This window comes from Chitinophaga oryzae (assembly GCF_012516375.2).
In the GTDB taxonomy this organism is placed as follows: Bacteria; Bacteroidota; Bacteroidia; order Chitinophagales; family Chitinophagaceae; genus Chitinophaga; species Chitinophaga oryzae.
In genome coordinates, this window is sequence record NZ_CP051204.2 from 3,374,446 (window position 1) to 3,390,873 (window position 16,428).

Sequence of the window (16,428 nt, forward strand, 5' to 3'; positions counted from 1 at the left end):
TATGAAGCGCATATATACGATCACACAGGTATTGTTTTTATTGCTGATGACCCGTAGTGCAGCGGCGCAGCTGAGTACCGGGCATAACTTCATCAGTAAGACGGCTGTCAACGTGCCAGGTGTGAGCACGCAGGCGCAGGTAAACGCGCTGCCCGCTGAAAGCGGTAACAGGACCGTCACTTATTTTGATGGTCTTGGCCGGCAGGTGCAGGCAATTGTTCTGCAGGGCAGCCCGGATAAAAAGGACATTATTACGCCAACAGAATATGACAATTATGGGCGGACGGTGAAAACGATCCTGCCGTATACTGATATGACGGGCGCCGGGTCGGGCAGTTTTCGGACAGGCGCTTTTGCCGACCAGCTGAATTTCTATAGTCCGGCAAATACAACGCTGGCGGACATTGCAAAAGATGACCGGCCTTTTGGACAGCAGGTGCCGGAGCTTTCGCCGTTGAGCAGGCCATTGCAGCAGGGTGCGCCAGGGCGTAGCTGGCAGCCTGGCGGAGGGCATACGCAGCAACAAGTGTATGCCGTTAATACCGCTGCGGACGATGTAAAACGCTGGACGATCGGCCCCAGCGCGGGTGGAGACCCGGTTGTGGCCAGTTATCCGGCCGGCGACCTCTTTAAAAATGTTACCATTGATGAGCAGGGAAAACAGGCCATTACTTTTACAGACAGGGAAGGGAAGGTGGTGCTGAAAAGAGCACAGCTGGCTGTGACTCCTGTGAACCCGCATACTGACTGGTTGTGTACCTATTATGTGTATGACGATTATAACAACCAGCGTTATGTCATCCCGCCGAAGGCGGTAACAGCACTGGCGGCGGGAGGCTGGACCTTTACCGGTCATCCGGATATCGCTGCCGAACTCTGTTTTATCTACGAGTACGATGAGCGGCAGCGGATGATCACTAAAAAAGTACCCGGCGCCGCAGTAACGGAGATGGTCTACGATGTGCGGGACCGGCTGGTTTTTACCCGTGACGGCAATCTGACGGCACAGGGAAAGTGGATGGTCACTTTTTATGATGGTCAGAACAGGCCTGTGATGACAGCGCTGTATACCTCCACTGCCACACGGGCCACCTTGCAGGCTTCCATGAATACTATTTCCGGGACACAAAGCAGTATTACCCGCTCTTTTCCCGGACCGGACAACCTCGTGATAGCGTCTTATGATAACAGTGACGCCTACAGGGCCCGCAGCAGTGTGACACTGGAAGATGGTTTTGATACCGGTACCGGTGCAGATATGGTGGCGGAAACCGATCCTGCACTGACGGCAGGGACACAGACTATAACGGTTAATAATCCGTTGCCTGGTATTCCCGCAGCATCGCTGCAGCCGTTGATATACACCTTTTATGACGATTACAGTTATACTGGTGCTTTAGCGTCTGAAACCGGTGATTTGTCCCGGGTGAATGCCGGTGGCGGCGCCAATGCAGACCCCGCGTCGGTTCCTGCGGCTGTGGTGACGGGCAAGGTGACAGGGATGAAGAAATTGATACTCGGGACAGATCAATATCTTACAACGACCAATTATTATGATGAGAAAGGACGTATCATACAGGTAGTGTCTGAAAACAACAATAACGGTCGTGATGTGTCCAGTACGTTGTACGATTTCTCTGGTAAGGTATTGGGGGCTTATGTCAGGCAGCGTAACCCGCGAAGCGGCACCACGCCCGATGTTCGCATACGTACCGTCCAAACTTACGATCATGCCGGCCGCCTGCTGACGGTTGCCAAGCAGCTCAATGATGCCGGTACACTGAAAGTGATTGCCACTAACCGGTACAATGCTATCGGACAGCTGACGGATAAAACGCTGGGCGACAACCTCGATAATATCCACTATGATTATAATATCCGCGGATGGCAGCTGGGCGCGAACAGAAGTTACCTAAAAAACAATACGGGCGGCTATTTTGGGTATGAGTTGGGGTATGATCAGCCGGCATCCGTGATCGATGGTACTGCTTATGCCACACCCGCATTTAACGGCAACATCTCGGGAACGATATGGCGGAGCAGGAACGATGGCATCTCCCGAAAATATGATTTTGGTTATGATGCGGTCAACCGGCTGACACTGGCGGACTTTAACCAGCAGAATGCCGGTAGTACCAGCTGGACGCGCAACCTGGTGGACTTTTCAGTCAGCGGCCTGCAATATGATGAAAACGGCAATATCCTTTTTATGAAACAGCAGGGTTTGTCCAGTGGTGCGCAAGTGATTGTGGACGACCTCAAATACGGTTATGTGGCCAACAGCAACAAGCTTCGTTTTGTGACCGACCGGGCGAACAACCCTAACAGTACCTTGGGTGACTTTAAAGAGCCGGCGTCCAATGAAACACAGGACTATAGCTACGACGCCAACGGTAACCTCACGCAGGACAATAACAAAGGGATTACCGGCATACAGTATAATCATCTGAACCTGCCGCAGCAGATCACTATTGCCGGGAAAGGAACGATTTCCTATCAGTATGATGCGGCCGGCGTCAAGCTGCGGAAGACGGTTGTGGACAATACGCAGGCGCCTTCGCAGACCACCGTGACCGACTATGCCATTGCCGGGGAGTTTAAAAACGATACGCTGCAGTTCCTCGGTCATGAAGAAGGGCGTATCCGTACGGTGCTGAAAGTGAATCAGCCGGTAGCCTACGTCTATGATTATTTTGAAAAAGACCATCTGGGCAACGTCAGGATCGTGCTGACAGAACAAACGGACCTGTCGATGTACACAGCTACCATGGAAAACGCCCGCGCAACGCAGGAGACGGCCTTGTTCAGCAATGTCACCGAAACCCGTGCCGCCAAACCTGCCGGTTACCCGCCCGATGAAGCTGCCGGCGAGAATGCGTCCGTTGCGAAACTGAACGCCAAAACCGGCGGTCATAAAATAGGTCCGTCGCTGGTGCTGAAGGTGATGGCCGGCGACACTATTCAGATAGGCGTCAAAGCGTTTTATAAATCCCAGGCGCCGGCGGATAAGAATACCCCGCCACCGATGGAGGATATGATCGCCAGCCTGGCGCTGGCATTTCAGGGTACCGCTGCAGGGCAAGGGCAGCATGGCTTTGATGCCGCGAACAACACTACGCCGTTCACGGCCGATTTCTACAATCACGAATATCAGCGGCTGAAAACCAAAGACGCGGACCAGCAAAAGCCGGATAATCCGCGCGCTTATCTCAATTTTGTATTGTTTGATGAACAGTTTAACTTAGTTGACAATAACAGCGGGGTGAAGCAGGTGAAGAAGGAGCCTGACCAGCTGCAGACGCTGGCGACGGATAAAATGCCGGTGTCTAAAAGTGGTTTCCTGTATGTGTACACCAGCAATGAAACCCCGCAGGACGTGTTCTTTGATAACCTTGTCGTGACGCAGGCGACCGGGCCGCTGCTGGAAGTGACGCATTATTATCCGTTTGGGTTGACGATGGCGGGGATAAGTTCGAATGCGTTGAAGGGGAGCAACTACGCTGAAAACCGCCTGAAATACAATGGAAAAGAACTACAGTCGAAAGAGTTCGGAGATGGATCAGGACTTGAGTTGTATGACTATGGAGCAAGGATGCAAGATCCGCAAATCGGGCGATGGTGGGTAATAGATCCATTAGCGGATAAAATGCGGAGATGGTCACCGTATACTTATGCCTTTGATAATCCGATAAGATTTATAGACGCGGATGGAATGATACCTGGTGATTATTACAACCTTGAAAATAAGAAAATAGGTTCGGATGGTATTAATGATAAAAAAATATATGCAGTCAGCACTATAAAAGATGAAGCTGCAATTTCAGTGAGTATGAGGGAAAACGGCAAAGTGAATAAAGAAGGATTAACATCAGCTGTTGAGTTACCTGGTGCGACTGTACGAGGTGCTATGCAGCAATCGCTTGCGGATGCAGGATCACCTTCTTTTCACGAAGAAGGCGGTTTTTTTGGAAAGAGAGAAGATGGGTCAGATTTTGTGGTAAGGGCAAAGGCTGGAGAAAATGCTGATCCATCAAAAGACCCATATGCTTCAATAAACACCATGCAGGCGGCAAATAAAAATGATTTGAACAATATTGGGCTTGAATTATCAGGAGATTGGCATACGCATCCTGATGGAGTTGTAGTAAACAAAGAAATAGTTGGTAATACAGAATTTACAAAGACATCTTCCTTTGGGAATCCTCCGTCGAATTTAATGCATAATGGAGAGAATATTGGAGATTTGCCGAATGCAAGAGCTAATGTAGAAGGATTTACAGGTAATCATTATGTTTTGGCTCAAGGGAATAAGACGGTTTATATATACAATGGTGGTGGTACAGTAGCAACATTTACATTTGATCAATTTTTTAGTATTGGCATAAAGAAATAGAATTATGGAAAAGTTATGGGGATTAATATTTTTTTTAGTTGTTACCCCTTGTTGGGCATTTGGACAAAAAGCGGATAATACAGAGGCGAAGGATAGTACAAATTTGTATTATCAAGCGTTTAGTAATTATTGTGCTCAACTTTCATCTGAAAATGTACAAACACTGTTATTGGAAGAAAATAATATAACGACAGAAAGTATTCCCCGGCGAATAGGGGCTCATAATATAGAGGTGCTTGACGTTTTTGGCGTACAAAATAAGTTGAAAGAAAAGAAATCAATAATACTCATCAGGATAGTTCCACTACGGATTAAAAATGGTAATTTTTTTATAAATATCATTCCGTTTAATGTAGTAAGCACATCGTCAGGAATAAATTATATTAATAGTGGAGGAAGTATAGTTGAGTTTTTATATGATTGTTCAAGTAAGAAATTTAATATTTTAGGAGTCAAAACCAATGGTATATAAGAATGGTAACCGCAGAGTGACCTTGTACCGAAAAATCGGGCAGTTTAAAATTAGAGAAAATGGGCAATTGAGCTTGTACCCAATTCTGGACACGGTAAATTAGAGATTTTGGGCGTTTTTATGTCTTTCAACGACCTCGTTCGGCGTTAGGTTATTAAGCGAACTGTGGGGGCGAAAATTGTTATACTCCCAGCGCCAATGTTCGATTTTCTCCTGGGCATCCTCAAGGGATAAGAACCAGTTCACATTCAGACACTCATCCCGGAAGCTACCATTGAACGATTCGATAAAAGCATTATCAGTGGGCTTTCCGGGCCGGGAGAAATCCAAAGTTACGTTATTTTCATAAGCCCATTTGTCAAAATCTTTGCTGATAAATTCACTCCCGTTATCAACCTGGATTCGCCGGGGAATGATATTTTTTTGACGTTTTAAATCTTCCAGAATTTTCACCACATCGATGCCTTTTATCGATTGCCCAACCCCGATTGTCAGGCATTCGCGACTAAAATTATCCACTAAAGTTAAGGTCCTGAATTTCCGTCCGTCAAACAGCTGATCTGCCACAAAATCCATCGAACAGCACTGGTATATTCCAGTTAAGCCAGGCCGTTCCAACCGATGTGCTGCTGCTTTACTTCTGCGTGGACGCTTACTTCTGAGATTAAGCCCCTCTTCCTTGTAGATACGATGTACGCGCTTACGATTGTCTTTCCAGCCTTCTCTACGCAACAGTATATGAATCCGGTTATAACCATATCTTACCCGGGTCGCGGCAATCTCCCTGATTCGCTGTCTGACCGGCAAATCACTCTTCCGTTTCGATTTGTAATACCACTTCGAACGGGCATACTTCACCACCGAGCACGCACGCTTTACAGCCACCTTATAACTGGATATCAGGTACTGCGCATGTTTCTTTATCTGAATACGCGTTAAACACTTTTTTTTAGCACATCCTGTAACATTTGCTTGTCCAGGCTTAGATCTGCGACAATCTGTTTCAGCTTGAAGTTTTCCTCCTCCAGCTGACGCAATCTCTTAAGCTCGGTGATGCCAAGCCCTCCGTACTTCTTTTTCCAGTTGTAGAAGGTAGCTTCACTCACTCCCATCTTTCGACAAACCTCTTGTACCGCTACCCCTGTTTCTGCCTGCTTCAGCGCAAAAACGATCTGTGCCTCCGTAAATTTGGATTTTTTCATGGCAATTACCTCCTTTTTAAAGTTATCAATAATTGCCCATTTTCTCTAATTTTAAACTGCCCGATTTTTCGGTACAAGGTCACCTTCATCTTTTTGAAGAGTAGGAAATGTGTTGGTTTTTTGATGCCGACATAGAAAATCTATTGGCGATCTGTAACCCAGTGCCTTGTGTGGTCTTTGGTTGTTGTACACCCACATCCAGGCGTTTGAAAGTATTTGAGCTTCCCCCAGGCGGGTAAAACAAAATGCATCCAATACTTCCTCGCGGTAGCTTCTATTGAAGCGCTCCATATAACCATTCTGGAAAGGTTTACCCTTCTGGATGAATTTGAGTTCGACACATCGGATCTCAGCCCATTGAGAGAGTGCTTCAGCAACAAACTCCGGCCCATTATCGACTCTGATCTTTAACGGTTGTCCACGCCAGGCAATCAATTGGTCCAGCTGCCTGATAATACGCTTGCTGGTTAAGCTGGTATCAATAGTGATGTTTAGAGCCTCTCTGTTATAGTCATCGATGATATTAAATGATCTGAAAGTAACACCATTGCTTAGTGTGTCATGCATAAAATCCATGGACCAGGTTATATTAGGTCTGAGAGGCTGTAGCAATGGCTCCATTATTCTTGCTGGTAGGCGTTTTTTATGCTTACGCCTCATATTGAGTCCCATCTCTGTATAGACCCTGTATACCCGCTTGTGATTCCATTTGTGGTTCAGATTACGCAGATAATGGTGCATCATCCAGAATCCCCAGCGATTATGCAATTGCGACAATTCAGATAATTTCTCCCGAATATCTTCGTCACCGTCTGGCAATGGTTTATAATAGTAAACAGAAGGATGGATTTGAAACAATCTTAACGCCTGCCGGATACTCATTTTATGGCTATCACGGGCATAATCCACCAACTCACGCTTATCTGCAGGCGTTAGAGCTTTTTTTCTATGACATCTTTCATTACGGTGATCTGAAAGGCTTGTTCCGCTACTATTTTTTTGTACTGGGCAAGTTCCGACTCCAGATCCTTCAGTTTCTTTAACTGATTGACTTCAAGCCGGAGTATTTCGACTTCCACTGATAAAATGTCGCCTGGCTTATTCCATGATCACGACAGATGTCGGCTACCGATTTGCCTGATTCCTGGCCATTTAGAATCCCAATAATCTGGCTTTCTGTAAATTTTGATTTTTTCATACCCATTAAATTTAACGATTATTCGATATTTTTAACCGTTACGTTTTAATGGGAAGCTTTCAGAACCGCCCCCTTTCGGAGCTGAGATTATATTTTGATTTTAAATTATTGATAATCAGGTAGATATACATATTGTGTCGTGACGCTTCCGTCTTGCTGATTTGGTCACCTGCAAGGCTTTTTTATATCTGGTGATGTTGTGTACCTGATTGTACAGGAATTCCCTTATTTTTGACGCCTGACTTAAAAGAATAAATAGCTCCACAAGAGTTTATAAATATGTATAAAAATTTAGAAATAAATTTCCAGGAGCAATATTTTGACATTGAAGCACCGATCATTCCAGGCGTAAGTCTGGGTGGCATACAGCAGGGGATGCAGGTAAAAGGCCTGGAGAAGATGTTTCGTACGGACCAGTACTTTGCCCGTGACAAGAAGATCAGCCTCGTGACAACACCTTCCTTGCGATATATAGAATACTGGTATATGGGTGGTATTATCCGCCTGAAAGTGGACATCTACGATGGGCGGATTACCAATATCATCGCCACGAAAGGCTATCAGGGTACGGTTAACGGCGTGCTTCGTGTAGGTATGACCGTACGTGAAGTCCTGCAGGTGGATGCGGGCTTTACCTGTTATTCTCCTCCCGGCGGATTGATGAGCCCTAATTTCCTGGGTATCTGCCTGTATTTTACACCAAACTTCGACGCAGAGACCGACAGCCTGTCGGACTATATGGACCATAAGATCCTGGGCATTGGCCTGATCAATGAATTTAATGCGGAGGGTGACGATGTGTATGTAATGTTATATGGTTTGAACCATCCCCGGTTTAACGGTTAGTTTTTCAGTTCCATATCATACCGGTCCAGTCCCGGACCGTAGAAATCAGGCGTGACTTTCGTCACGGCGAATCCCATTTTCCCAAAGAAAGGGGCGGAGTGTTGTGTGGTATCCAGCTGGATGGCGCAGGAGGGGCATACTTCCCTGATGGCGTTTATCCTGTGCAGCAGCAGTTTTTTGCCCCATCCCTGTAGATGGTATTGCTGATGGAGCAGTCCCCACGTCATGACCGCGGTGGTTTTGTCGGCACGGATATAATAACCGCCGCAACCGATGATCTTCTCCGCTGTTTCGATGACGAAATAACATTCGTTTTTATCCGATAGGTCGCGTTTCCCCTGTTCTTCCAGCCATTCGCCGAAGTCTTTCAGTTCTTCCGGAGCGAAGAACCTGGGCATATTGCTGCGGAAAGCTTCCAGGCAGGCGGATTTATCGGCGGTGGTGTATGGTCTGATGGTCATGCAGTGAAGATAGGCAATTATGCCGTGATCTGTTCCGTGGCTACCTGATGTAAGATTTCCCGGCATCGGGCTCCGAAAACAGCTTCTTCTTCGGGTGTATTGGCTGGTGTGTGGAGGAGGTCGTGGAGTTGTTGCTGTAAGGTGTCGCTTATTTTTCCGCTTCCATAGAGCCAGGATTTTTCCTGTTCGAAATTGTCCAGATAGTGTTGGGTTGTACGCTCTTTTAACGCTTCTGCTGTAAATTCCAGTCGGATGACTTCCTGTCTGCCTTTGGTGAGGATGATAGAAGAATATTCTGTGCTGCCGTGGGCAATGCCATATTCATCCGGTTCGATTAACACCTTTCCCTGTTCGACGAAGCGGGTGTAGAGGGTTTTGTTGGGGGAGGTTTCGATGACGAGTTTGGGTTTTTCTTCATTGATGAGTAAGGTTCGTCGCTGCTCTGTGAAGCAGACCATTCGGCGCAAGGAAATTTCTTTGTGTCGTTTGTCCTGAAAGAGAATACCAACATCTTCAAAATGTATGAAATGTGGCTTTGTGAAAGGTTTGATGTAACTACAGTAGTAAAATGGGACTGTATTTTCCAAGGTATGTACTTTAGGGTTTGTTTCGGCAATTCTTAATATCATGTTGTATTCTTTTAGAAAAGGATGAAAAAATAACTAACAAGTTATGATTCCAAACTGCTGATGTGACCGCAGCAATAAAAACTTAACATTGGATGGAATGCTTTTCTGTAAAGAGTTTGGAGTTAGTTATTTTGCGTTACCTGTAATACATTAGCAGTGTTTTTTTCTAATTTGTATGATCTACTTATTTGGTCGACCGCCTAAAACCACTTTTGAGATGTCCCTCTTCCAAACCATGGAGTTTGTTATAGCAAATGCGCCCAGTATTCATGTCGTTCCCTGTGTGACGATTCCGGAGGCTTATATGCAGTATACACAAGGGTTTGCTGAACCGTATTTATTTACATCTTCCAAAATAGATATTCTCGTGCAGCGCTATGAGGCGAGCGGCACTTCTGTTATTAATATTGTTTTTATTGCTCATGAGAAATCGATTGTAGAGACGCAGGTTAAAAGTGCGTTCCATGTCTGTTCCTGTATGCTGCAGGGTTCGACGGAGGTGCTTGTGAGAAGTTTAGGGAAAGTGTTGCTGTATCAGGGGCAGTTTAACATTTTTGAAGTAAAACCGGAAAAGCTGTTGTTGTACTTTGAACCGGGAGTGTATGAGTGGCAGGGTATTACCTTTTCAAAGAAACAAATCAGCGATCTGGCGGGGTTGTCGCCTATGCTGAACAAGTGGCTGTCTATTATCGACGGGGCGAAGTTTGATGCTGTCAGCAAACATTCCGGCATCATACAGGAGGAGCTGGGGAACCGCATACGGGAACTAAAGAAGGCAGTTGTGTCCAAAAAGCTAAAGGGTCTGTGGATGCAGCATAAAATATTCGAAGTGCTGATGTGGGTGGTGAGCTATTTCGAAGGAGAGCAGTCATCAGACGTGGGGAATAACGAGTTTATGCTGTTTGCCGGTATTAAGTCCTATATAGACCAGAACCTGGATATTCCCCATACCATTGCGGAGCTAGCCCATATGTATAATATCAGTGAATCAAAGATCAAAAAGGGTTTTTCCAAATACTATCAGATCCCCATCAGTAAATACCTGATCAAACAACGGATGGAAACCGCGGAGCGGCTGGTGCGGGAATCGGGTCTGAGTATGAATAAAATAGCCTACATGCTGGGATATGGCTATCCGGCCAACTTCACCAGGGAGTATAAAAAGTATCATGGAAAACTGCCGGGATCTACCCGTTAACCTCCCAATGTTAACTTTTTCGAAAAAACTAAAATGATAAGGTACCATTCCCAAAATGAATATTTTGTTATTTTTTTATTAAGGAACTTTATATTGTTGACGTTGTCATCAGGAAAATCAGAAAGCCCGAAAAGAAGAACCTAACAACTTTATCAAAATAACCGATCATTTTTCCTGGAGAGTTATCATTAAAGACGAAATCGAATAATCTGTAAAAAAAATGCAGCGAATAAAATGTGTGGAGGCTTCCTGGTTCCTCGCAGCCTTGCTATGCCAATGGATGCTATAAGTAATCCCGAATAGTGATGTGTATACATTGTGCCCGTATTGGTATGCCACCTTTTGTCTGGCAAAGGCTTCGCATTGCATAAAATAATACATATGATAAACGAATTGAAGGAAACACACAACCAGAATGTAGATCAGCAAAATGGTTTCCACCACCTGCTTGATGAAATGGGAATACCTTATCAGGAAAATGAAAATTTTCTGACAGTGGGTAATTTATCCTATCAGAATGGATGGGTGATTTTTTTGTCGGTTAATTCTCACGAGCTAGGAGATTTGATAAAAAATGTTGCTCCTGTCTTGTATGAATTGAAGGTGGCTTTTAGTTGTGTGAAGAGTGAAAATATCGCCGAGAAAGTGAATGATTTTTGGTATGGTGCTGATGAAGTGGGCCGGCTGTTTACCGTATACTCTAATGATGAAGATATTACCAGACAAGCTTTGAAGAAATTGACAATGCTGACGAAGTGTTACAGTGGACCTCAGGTTAATAACGCGATAAGGGTAGAACGCGTATTATATGTGACTTATATAACATTTCAGCAGGAAGAAGGTAGCGAGACAGAGAAAAAGCAGTGGAAGTTTTCACTAAGTGCTCCACCGGTGAAAAAAATACCATTTAAAATTAATGCTGCGTATAAATATTGGCGACGTAAACGCATCTTAAAAAGGAGATATGTTCCACTGGAGATGATTGCCCGATCTTCTAAAGGAGATCTTCTAAAGGCTATTGATATGAAAGGATTTCGCTTTGGGTGGTGTTTTATTAAAGAAGGTAAGAGCCATGTTTTTGTAGATAAGCATGGCCGGGACATCAAAGATCGCTTTAAATGGCAGCGACAGTTACTGCAGGCATTACAAAATGACGTGGCGGTTCCCAAGTTCATCGATTACTTTGAACAGGGCGAGGAATGTTATCTCGTCATGGAATATTTGGAAGGGATAGATTTGAATACAAAGATCTATGCAGCGCACAAAGAAAAGAAATGGGATGAATGGGAGGAGGAAAGCCGGCGGGAATTCATCGGGTATTATCTACAGGTTTTAGAAATCCTTGAAAAAATGCATCAAAAAGGGTATGTACATCGTGATGCGACTGCAAATAATTTTATAATTCTCCCTTCCAAAGAATTATATACAATTGATCTTGAGTTAAGCTATAATTTGAATACCAGGCAGCCTGATGTTCCTTTCACACTTGGTTCATTTGGTTATGTATCTCCTCAGCAGGCAAATGTTGAAGTTCCCACTGTAAAAGAAGACATTTATGCGATGGGATCTTTATTGATACATGTGATCGTTGGCAGGCATCCTCGTAATTTTATTACCCTTGAACACGAGGTAGATATTGAAGGGCTAAGGTCGTTAATTACTTCAGGCCCCGTTCTTGATTTAATTTTAAAGTGTTTGGAAAATGAGCCTGAGAAGCGCCCGGAACTGAATGAAATCAAACAGGTAATCCGAAAAGTTTTTACAATTGATATTTTATGAAAAGGACTTATGTAACTGATTTTGCAATTACTTTATACGTGATTCTGTTTTCTTACACATCAGGGAGCAAATTTCTTGATATAGATCAATTTGCCCGTGATATGGAAAAACAGCCATTTAATCACATAGTAACGGAGGGGTTAACCTGGGGAGTTCCTATTATTGAATCACTGATTGTATTAGCATTGATTTTTCCCCGCTACCGGATTGCGGGATTAAAGGCTGCCACAGGATTGATGCTTCTTTTTACAGTTTATGTATTGTTGGTGATATTAAGGATGTTTGATAAGGTCCCCTGCAGTTGTGGGGGAGTTATAAGGAGCCTGAACTGGGAGCAACATCTTGTGTTTAACCTGTTTTTCGTTGCCTTGGGGCTGTTCGGTTTGGGTATTCAATTAAAGAAGCCGGTCTTGAAATTTAACTAAAATACTAATGCGCATAGTACAGGTAAGCCACCTGTATAAAAATGGTTCTCAATTAATAACCTTTAAAATCAGAAACATGAAAAAGTTACAAGTTGCTTTCGCCGCACTGGCTGCTGTTGCGGGCGTTGGTGGAGCTTATGCTTCTACTCATTCCAATGATGCAGCACGCACCGGAACCATATTCAACTGGTATACAGTTAATGGTCAGTACAGATTGACCGGTACTACAGCGACTGCAAGGTTCCAGTCTTGTAAGTTGCCTGGTACAGTTATTTGTTTGAAAGGTACAGCTGGTTCAAAAAAAGCTACCTTATTCAAACCCTGATCTTTGTTCTTAGATAAAGTAAGGAGATAGTGTTGAACTATCTCCTTACTTTGTCATACCGGTTATAAACATTATTTTATGAGCAGATTAGCGAATATGATCTCAGTTTTAGCCACTTTTGTTGGAATTGGTGGGGCATATGCCGGTTATAATTCAACTTTTAGTACAAAACGAATTACTATTTATAACTGGTATACAGTTAATGGCCAGTATAGGCTTACTGGCACTACAGCGACCGCAAGGTTCATGGAGTGTCCGTTAAAGGGATTTGCTCCTTGTTTAATAGGGACGATTGGTACATGGAGGCGTATAACTTTGGGACGCCCTTCCTGAAAATAGAAAGTCGTTATATTGCTTCCCGGGTGTTTTGATTGCGGGGTGTTTAATATGTACCTGGGTGTTCTGATGCATTGGCGCTAATTGTTGTAAAACTGTTTTTGTTCTTATAAGGTATAATATTGTTAATAGGATGGATTTGAAATTATTTTTTTCGGTATTGGCTGCTATTCTTGGTATAGGAGGTGCCTATGCGACTAGTCATTCCAGCGGCTCTGCACGTGTTGGTACCATTTTTAACTGGTATACAGTTAATGGTCAGTTTGTCTTTACGGGTACAGTATCTGCTGCGATGTTTATGGTATGTCCTCTGACAGGGAACTGTGTCTGTATGAAGGGTACCGCTGGAGCAAAAAGAATAACTTTTTTTCACCCTTGTCATTAAAGATGAGATGGTGAGGGTAGCCATCTCATCTTTTTGGTTTGGTAACTAAGGTCGTCAATGAAAGACTAATTGATGTTTTCGAGAAATATTATTTCTCTTTTTCGTTTCTCGATATTGATATCAAGGCCATATCTGTTTAGCTCTTTTTTTATTTTCTGAAGCTCTTTTGTACGAGGTATTGTAACTGTGATTCTTCCGTTGTAATCTGTTTCATTCAGTACTTCATGTTCTAGGTTGTTGTACAATCCGTTGTTAATAACAAAGTCAATCCCAATATTTTTTATGATAATTTTATCCACTGTTATGTCGAGATTATTGGCTGGAGTTTCATCTTTTGAGATGAAATCACTTCTGTTTTCTAATCTCGATAGTATATAGCAGGGCATTTCTACTTGTTTGACTTTACTTTGCAGTGAGAAGTAATTGTCAAGCGAATTGTGCATAATTTTTCTTGCTTTTGAGATGGAGGTATCCCGTATTATTAATTCATAGCTATAAGGCAACTTTAATTCAGGTGTTTTTTTTGCCTGATTTTCCGACCATGATTTCCCGTTAAAGAAGACCTTGTCAGGCCCCGATATGTCATAGGCTACTTTGTATAAGATGTCCAGCATACAGTTAAGACATAGTGCTTTGACGGTGTTGTTTTCTTTTGCATATTGTACGCCCCAGGACACATTGGATATTTTGGGGTCATATTCACTAATATATGAGTAAAAGAGTTGGCCTTTGCTATTGTTGAATTCCCGGTCAATTAGAAATAGAGGGAGGCGACGTTGTTCTGGTGTCAACTCTTTTTTTTCAGAAAGCGAAAGTGAAGCTCCGTTAAGAAAGGCAACCAGGTTTTGAGTTGTTAATTCCTCGTTTGAGGTGATAGCCTGTACCACTTTGTTGCGATCAATCCAAATTTCATGAGGCTCTTTTGTGTGTGGAAACATAAGCATTAAGCTATCTGAGCGTTTTAAGTCGGTGATGATAGGGAATTTTCGAAACACCGGATTTTTTTTTGTAAATGCAAGCACTGCGTTTCTGTTTTCGAATGTTGCAAGTAGTATATTGAACTTGCGGGGATTGGCCTTCTGCAGGGAGTCAAGATGAGGGACTAACTCCATACATGGTGCGCAGCCTATAAACCAGAAATCGATTATCAGGGGTTTGTCGTTAAAAGTAGAAAGAAGTACATTCTCCTTGCTGTAATTAACGACGTTTCGTAGGAGGATGTCTTGATACGGCTTTCCTATTTCTATTTTTTGTCCGATGCTTGATTCTGTTGAAGCAATGAATGTTATTAGCAATATTATTTTTTTTGCTATTTTCATATTATGGATTATTGTATAAGTTGTAGTTGATTAATTATAGCCATTGTTTTGTGTGAGCTGAGGATTGAGTATCATTTCTCCCCTTGGAATTGGAAATAGTGTGTCTGTATCATTCCACTGCGCTTTAATGGGTTTTAGCGTGGCGATTGCAAGTTTATTTCTCTTCAAATCATACCACCTATGTCCCCATTCTGCAAATAATTCGATCCTCCTTTCATGTTGCAAATATGCAAGAGCTTGTTCATGGGATATATTGGTGGGCCTGTTTTGTAGAATTTCCGAGTTGGTGCCTCGGGCACGGCTTCTGATCGTGTTTAGGTCGGTGATGCCATCGGAGATCTTACCTTGCCTGATCCTGGCCTCGGATCTGATGAGATACTGTTCAGCCAATCGAAACATTGTGTAATACTCACTGATGGTGTTGTTGGGCCTTGCTGGAACTTTATATTTGAAAGGAAAGCTGTAGGTTTTGCCGTTTAATGTCCGGGTACTTGTCCAGGAGTCCCGTCGTGGGTCTTCTGTTTCAAAAGCCTGCCAGAGCCGATCGGTGATCAGATAAGCGGGTGTTCCCTTGGGTGAAAAGGGAACAAAGTTGTTCCCTTCAAGTGTATTTATAGTGTTACCATAAGGCATTATTTGCCAAATAGCTTCACTACTATTCATAAGGAATACCTTATTTAAGTCTGTGACAAGAGAGTATTTTTTTGATTCAATTACCGCATTTGCCTCTGCCTCTGCTGCAGCCCAATTGCCCATATAAAGGTAGACTCTGGCAAGTAGTGCGCTAGCGGTAAAAAGATTGGGGCGTACCGGATTATCACTTGGGTAGTCTTCTTTTAATTGCTGTTTAGCACTGGTAAGGTCCTCAATAATTAGGTGATATATTTGATTAGTTGCCGTTCTTGGCAGATTTGCTGATGTATGATAGTCGGTTCCAGTGACAAGTGGTACGTCGCCAAATAGCTGTATGAGATTGAAGTATAGAAGGCTTCGTATAACCTTGGATTCTCCCAGGAGCTGATTTTTGACGCTGGGAGATAGTGTGTGGCTCGCCGAAATGCCTTCAATGCAGGCGTTTGCCTGATAGATATATTGATAGGCCGGTTGCCAGAAATTAGTTTGTACGGTGGGGTTAGTGGTAGCAATGGAATTGGTCTCGAATTCCTTTATATCCGAACTGTTAAATGTATATTGTAGCTCGTCGGCGGCGAGACCGGTATAAACGGTAACTCCTCCCGCACACAGACTTGTGCTGGAGGAGAACTGAGAATATATGCCTACTACGGCTGATGTTGCATTTGCATCACTGCTGAAAGTGACGTCAGTTGTCAGTTTATTAGTTGGTATGCCAACATCCACGAATTTACTGCAACTTATAGATGTTGTTAGGAAGATAAAAAAAAGAATATGTTGAGTTGTTTGTGTTGTTTTCATGTTAGAGTATTTAGCAGTGAAGAATT

General features: G+C 43.5%; 14 protein-coding genes. 7 read left to right on the forward strand and 7 right to left on the reverse strand.

From position 1 onward, the window contains the following. Window position 1: 1 nt before the first annotated feature. Window positions 2–4,393 (forward strand): DUF6443 domain-containing protein, encoded by a 4,392-nt coding sequence (locus HF324_RS14085; RefSeq protein ID WP_220101313.1) that lies wholly within the window; start codon window positions 2–4, stop codon window positions 4,391–4,393. A 4-nt stretch (window positions 4,394–4,397) separates the two neighbouring features. Further along, on the forward strand, window positions 4,398–4,865 hold the full coding sequence (locus tag HF324_RS14090; RefSeq protein ID WP_168860085.1) for a hypothetical protein: 468 nt from the start codon (window positions 4,398–4,400) through the stop codon (window positions 4,863–4,865). A 99-nt stretch (window positions 4,866–4,964) separates the two neighbouring features. On the opposite strand, the gene HF324_RS14095 is transcribed toward HF324_RS14090, so the two are convergent. The 3 genes from HF324_RS14095 to tnpA all read right to left on the reverse strand — a co-directional run bounded on the left by HF324_RS14095 (window position 4,965) and on the right by tnpA (window position 7,271). Next, a protein-coding gene (locus HF324_RS14095) for an IS3 family transposase (RefSeq protein ID WP_168802981.1) occupies window positions 4,965–6,067 on the reverse strand; the annotation gives its coding sequence in 2 pieces (ribosomal slippage) (window positions 4,965–5,801 and window positions 5,804–6,067; 1,101 coding nt in all). A 51-nt stretch (window positions 6,068–6,118) separates the two neighbouring features. Continuing rightward, window positions 6,119–6,976 (reverse strand): IS3 family transposase, encoded by an 858-nt coding sequence (locus HF324_RS14100; protein WP_220101314.1) that lies wholly within the window; start codon window positions 6,974–6,976, stop codon window positions 6,119–6,121. Between the two features lie 130 nt (window positions 6,977–7,106). After that, complete coding sequence (gene tnpA, locus HF324_RS33405) at window positions 7,107–7,271, reverse strand: IS66 family insertion sequence element accessory protein TnpA (protein WP_373997300.1); 165 nt, start codon at window positions 7,269–7,271, stop codon at window positions 7,107–7,109. Between the two features lie 273 nt (window positions 7,272–7,544). On the opposite strand from tnpA, the gene HF324_RS14105 reads away from it, so the two are divergent. Continuing rightward, window positions 7,545–8,111 carry a hypothetical protein gene (locus HF324_RS14105; protein WP_168803086.1) on the forward strand — a complete coding sequence of 189 codons (567 nt, stop codon included), beginning with the start codon at window positions 7,545–7,547 and terminating at the stop codon, window positions 8,109–8,111. Here the strand turns inward: HF324_RS14105 and HF324_RS14110 are convergent. Together HF324_RS14110 and HF324_RS14115 are read right to left on the reverse strand one after the other, a co-directional pair. Next, the gene (locus HF324_RS14110; protein WP_168860086.1) at window positions 8,108–8,572 is read right to left on the reverse strand and encodes a GNAT family N-acetyltransferase; all 465 of its coding nucleotides are present in this window, start codon (window positions 8,570–8,572) and stop codon (window positions 8,108–8,110) included. The two genes, HF324_RS14105 and HF324_RS14110, sit on opposite strands and share 4 nt — an antisense overlap. A gap of 17 nt (window positions 8,573–8,589) precedes the next feature. Continuing rightward, window positions 8,590–9,201, reverse strand: coding sequence for a hypothetical protein (locus HF324_RS14115; RefSeq protein ID WP_168860087.1), 612 nt, complete (start codon window positions 9,199–9,201; stop codon window positions 8,590–8,592). Window positions 9,202–9,418: 217 nt separating this feature from the next. Between HF324_RS14115 and HF324_RS14120 the strand changes: the two genes are divergently transcribed. From HF324_RS14120 to HF324_RS14135, 4 genes are all read left to right on the forward strand, one after another. Then, window positions 9,419–10,399: a helix-turn-helix transcriptional regulator gene (locus tag HF324_RS14120; RefSeq protein WP_168860088.1), complete on the forward strand. Its 981-nt coding sequence runs from the start codon at window positions 9,419–9,421 to the stop codon at window positions 10,397–10,399. Window positions 10,400–10,780: 381 nt separating this feature from the next. After that, window positions 10,781–12,178, forward strand: coding sequence for a serine/threonine protein kinase (locus tag HF324_RS14125; protein WP_168860089.1), 1,398 nt, complete (start codon window positions 10,781–10,783; stop codon window positions 12,176–12,178). Then, window positions 12,175–12,603, forward strand: a complete 429-nt coding sequence (locus HF324_RS14130; protein WP_168860090.1) for a MauE/DoxX family redox-associated membrane protein — start codon at window positions 12,175–12,177, stop codon at window positions 12,601–12,603. Before HF324_RS14125 ends, HF324_RS14130 begins: the two co-directional genes overlap by 4 nt. 76 nt (window positions 12,604–12,679) lie before the next feature. Then, window positions 12,680–12,928 (forward strand): hypothetical protein, encoded by a 249-nt coding sequence (locus tag HF324_RS14135; protein WP_168860091.1) that lies wholly within the window; start codon window positions 12,680–12,682, stop codon window positions 12,926–12,928. A gap of 786 nt (window positions 12,929–13,714) precedes the next feature. Here the strand turns inward: HF324_RS14135 and HF324_RS14140 are convergent. Further along, window positions 13,715–14,968: a TlpA family protein disulfide reductase gene (locus HF324_RS14140; protein WP_168860092.1), complete on the reverse strand. Its 1,254-nt coding sequence runs from the start codon at window positions 14,966–14,968 to the stop codon at window positions 13,715–13,717. A gap of 30 nt (window positions 14,969–14,998) precedes the next feature. Then, window positions 14,999–16,402 carry a RagB/SusD family nutrient uptake outer membrane protein gene (locus HF324_RS14145; RefSeq protein ID WP_168860093.1) on the reverse strand — a complete coding sequence of 468 codons (1,404 nt, stop codon included), beginning with the start codon at window positions 16,400–16,402 and terminating at the stop codon, window positions 14,999–15,001. Window positions 16,403–16,428 lie beyond the last annotated feature (26 nt).

Coding starts and splice junctions, on each gene's coding strand:
- HF324_RS14090 (WP_168860085.1), top strand. CDS start 4,398: ATGGAAAAGTTATGGGGATTAATATTTTTTTTAGTTGTTACCCCTTGT.
- HF324_RS14115 (WP_168860087.1), bottom strand. CDS start 9,201: ATGATATTAAGAATTGCCGAAACAAACCCTAAAGTACATACCTTGGAA.
- HF324_RS14110 (WP_168860086.1), bottom strand. CDS start 8,572: ATGACCATCAGACCATACACCACCGCCGATAAATCCGCCTGCCTGGAA.
- HF324_RS14130 (WP_168860090.1), top strand. CDS start 12,175: ATGAAAAGGACTTATGTAACTGATTTTGCAATTACTTTATACGTGATT.
- HF324_RS14145 (WP_168860093.1), bottom strand. CDS start 16,402: ATGAAAACAACACAAACAACTCAACATATTCTTTTTTTTATCTTCCTA.
- HF324_RS14140 (WP_168860092.1), bottom strand. CDS start 14,968: ATGAAAATAGCAAAAAAAATAATATTGCTAATAACATTCATTGCTTCA.
- HF324_RS14120 (WP_168860088.1), top strand. CDS start 9,419: ATGTCCCTCTTCCAAACCATGGAGTTTGTTATAGCAAATGCGCCCAGT.
- HF324_RS14135 (WP_168860091.1), top strand. CDS start 12,680: ATGAAAAAGTTACAAGTTGCTTTCGCCGCACTGGCTGCTGTTGCGGGC.
- HF324_RS14125 (WP_168860089.1), top strand. CDS start 10,781: ATGATAAACGAATTGAAGGAAACACACAACCAGAATGTAGATCAGCAA.
- HF324_RS14085 (WP_220101313.1), top strand. CDS start 2: ATGAAGCGCATATATACGATCACACAGGTATTGTTTTTATTGCTGATG.
- tnpA (WP_373997300.1), bottom strand. CDS start 7,271: ATGGGTATGAAAAAATCAAAATTTACAGAAAGCCAGATTATTGGGATT.
- HF324_RS14105 (WP_168803086.1), top strand. CDS start 7,545: ATGTATAAAAATTTAGAAATAAATTTCCAGGAGCAATATTTTGACATT.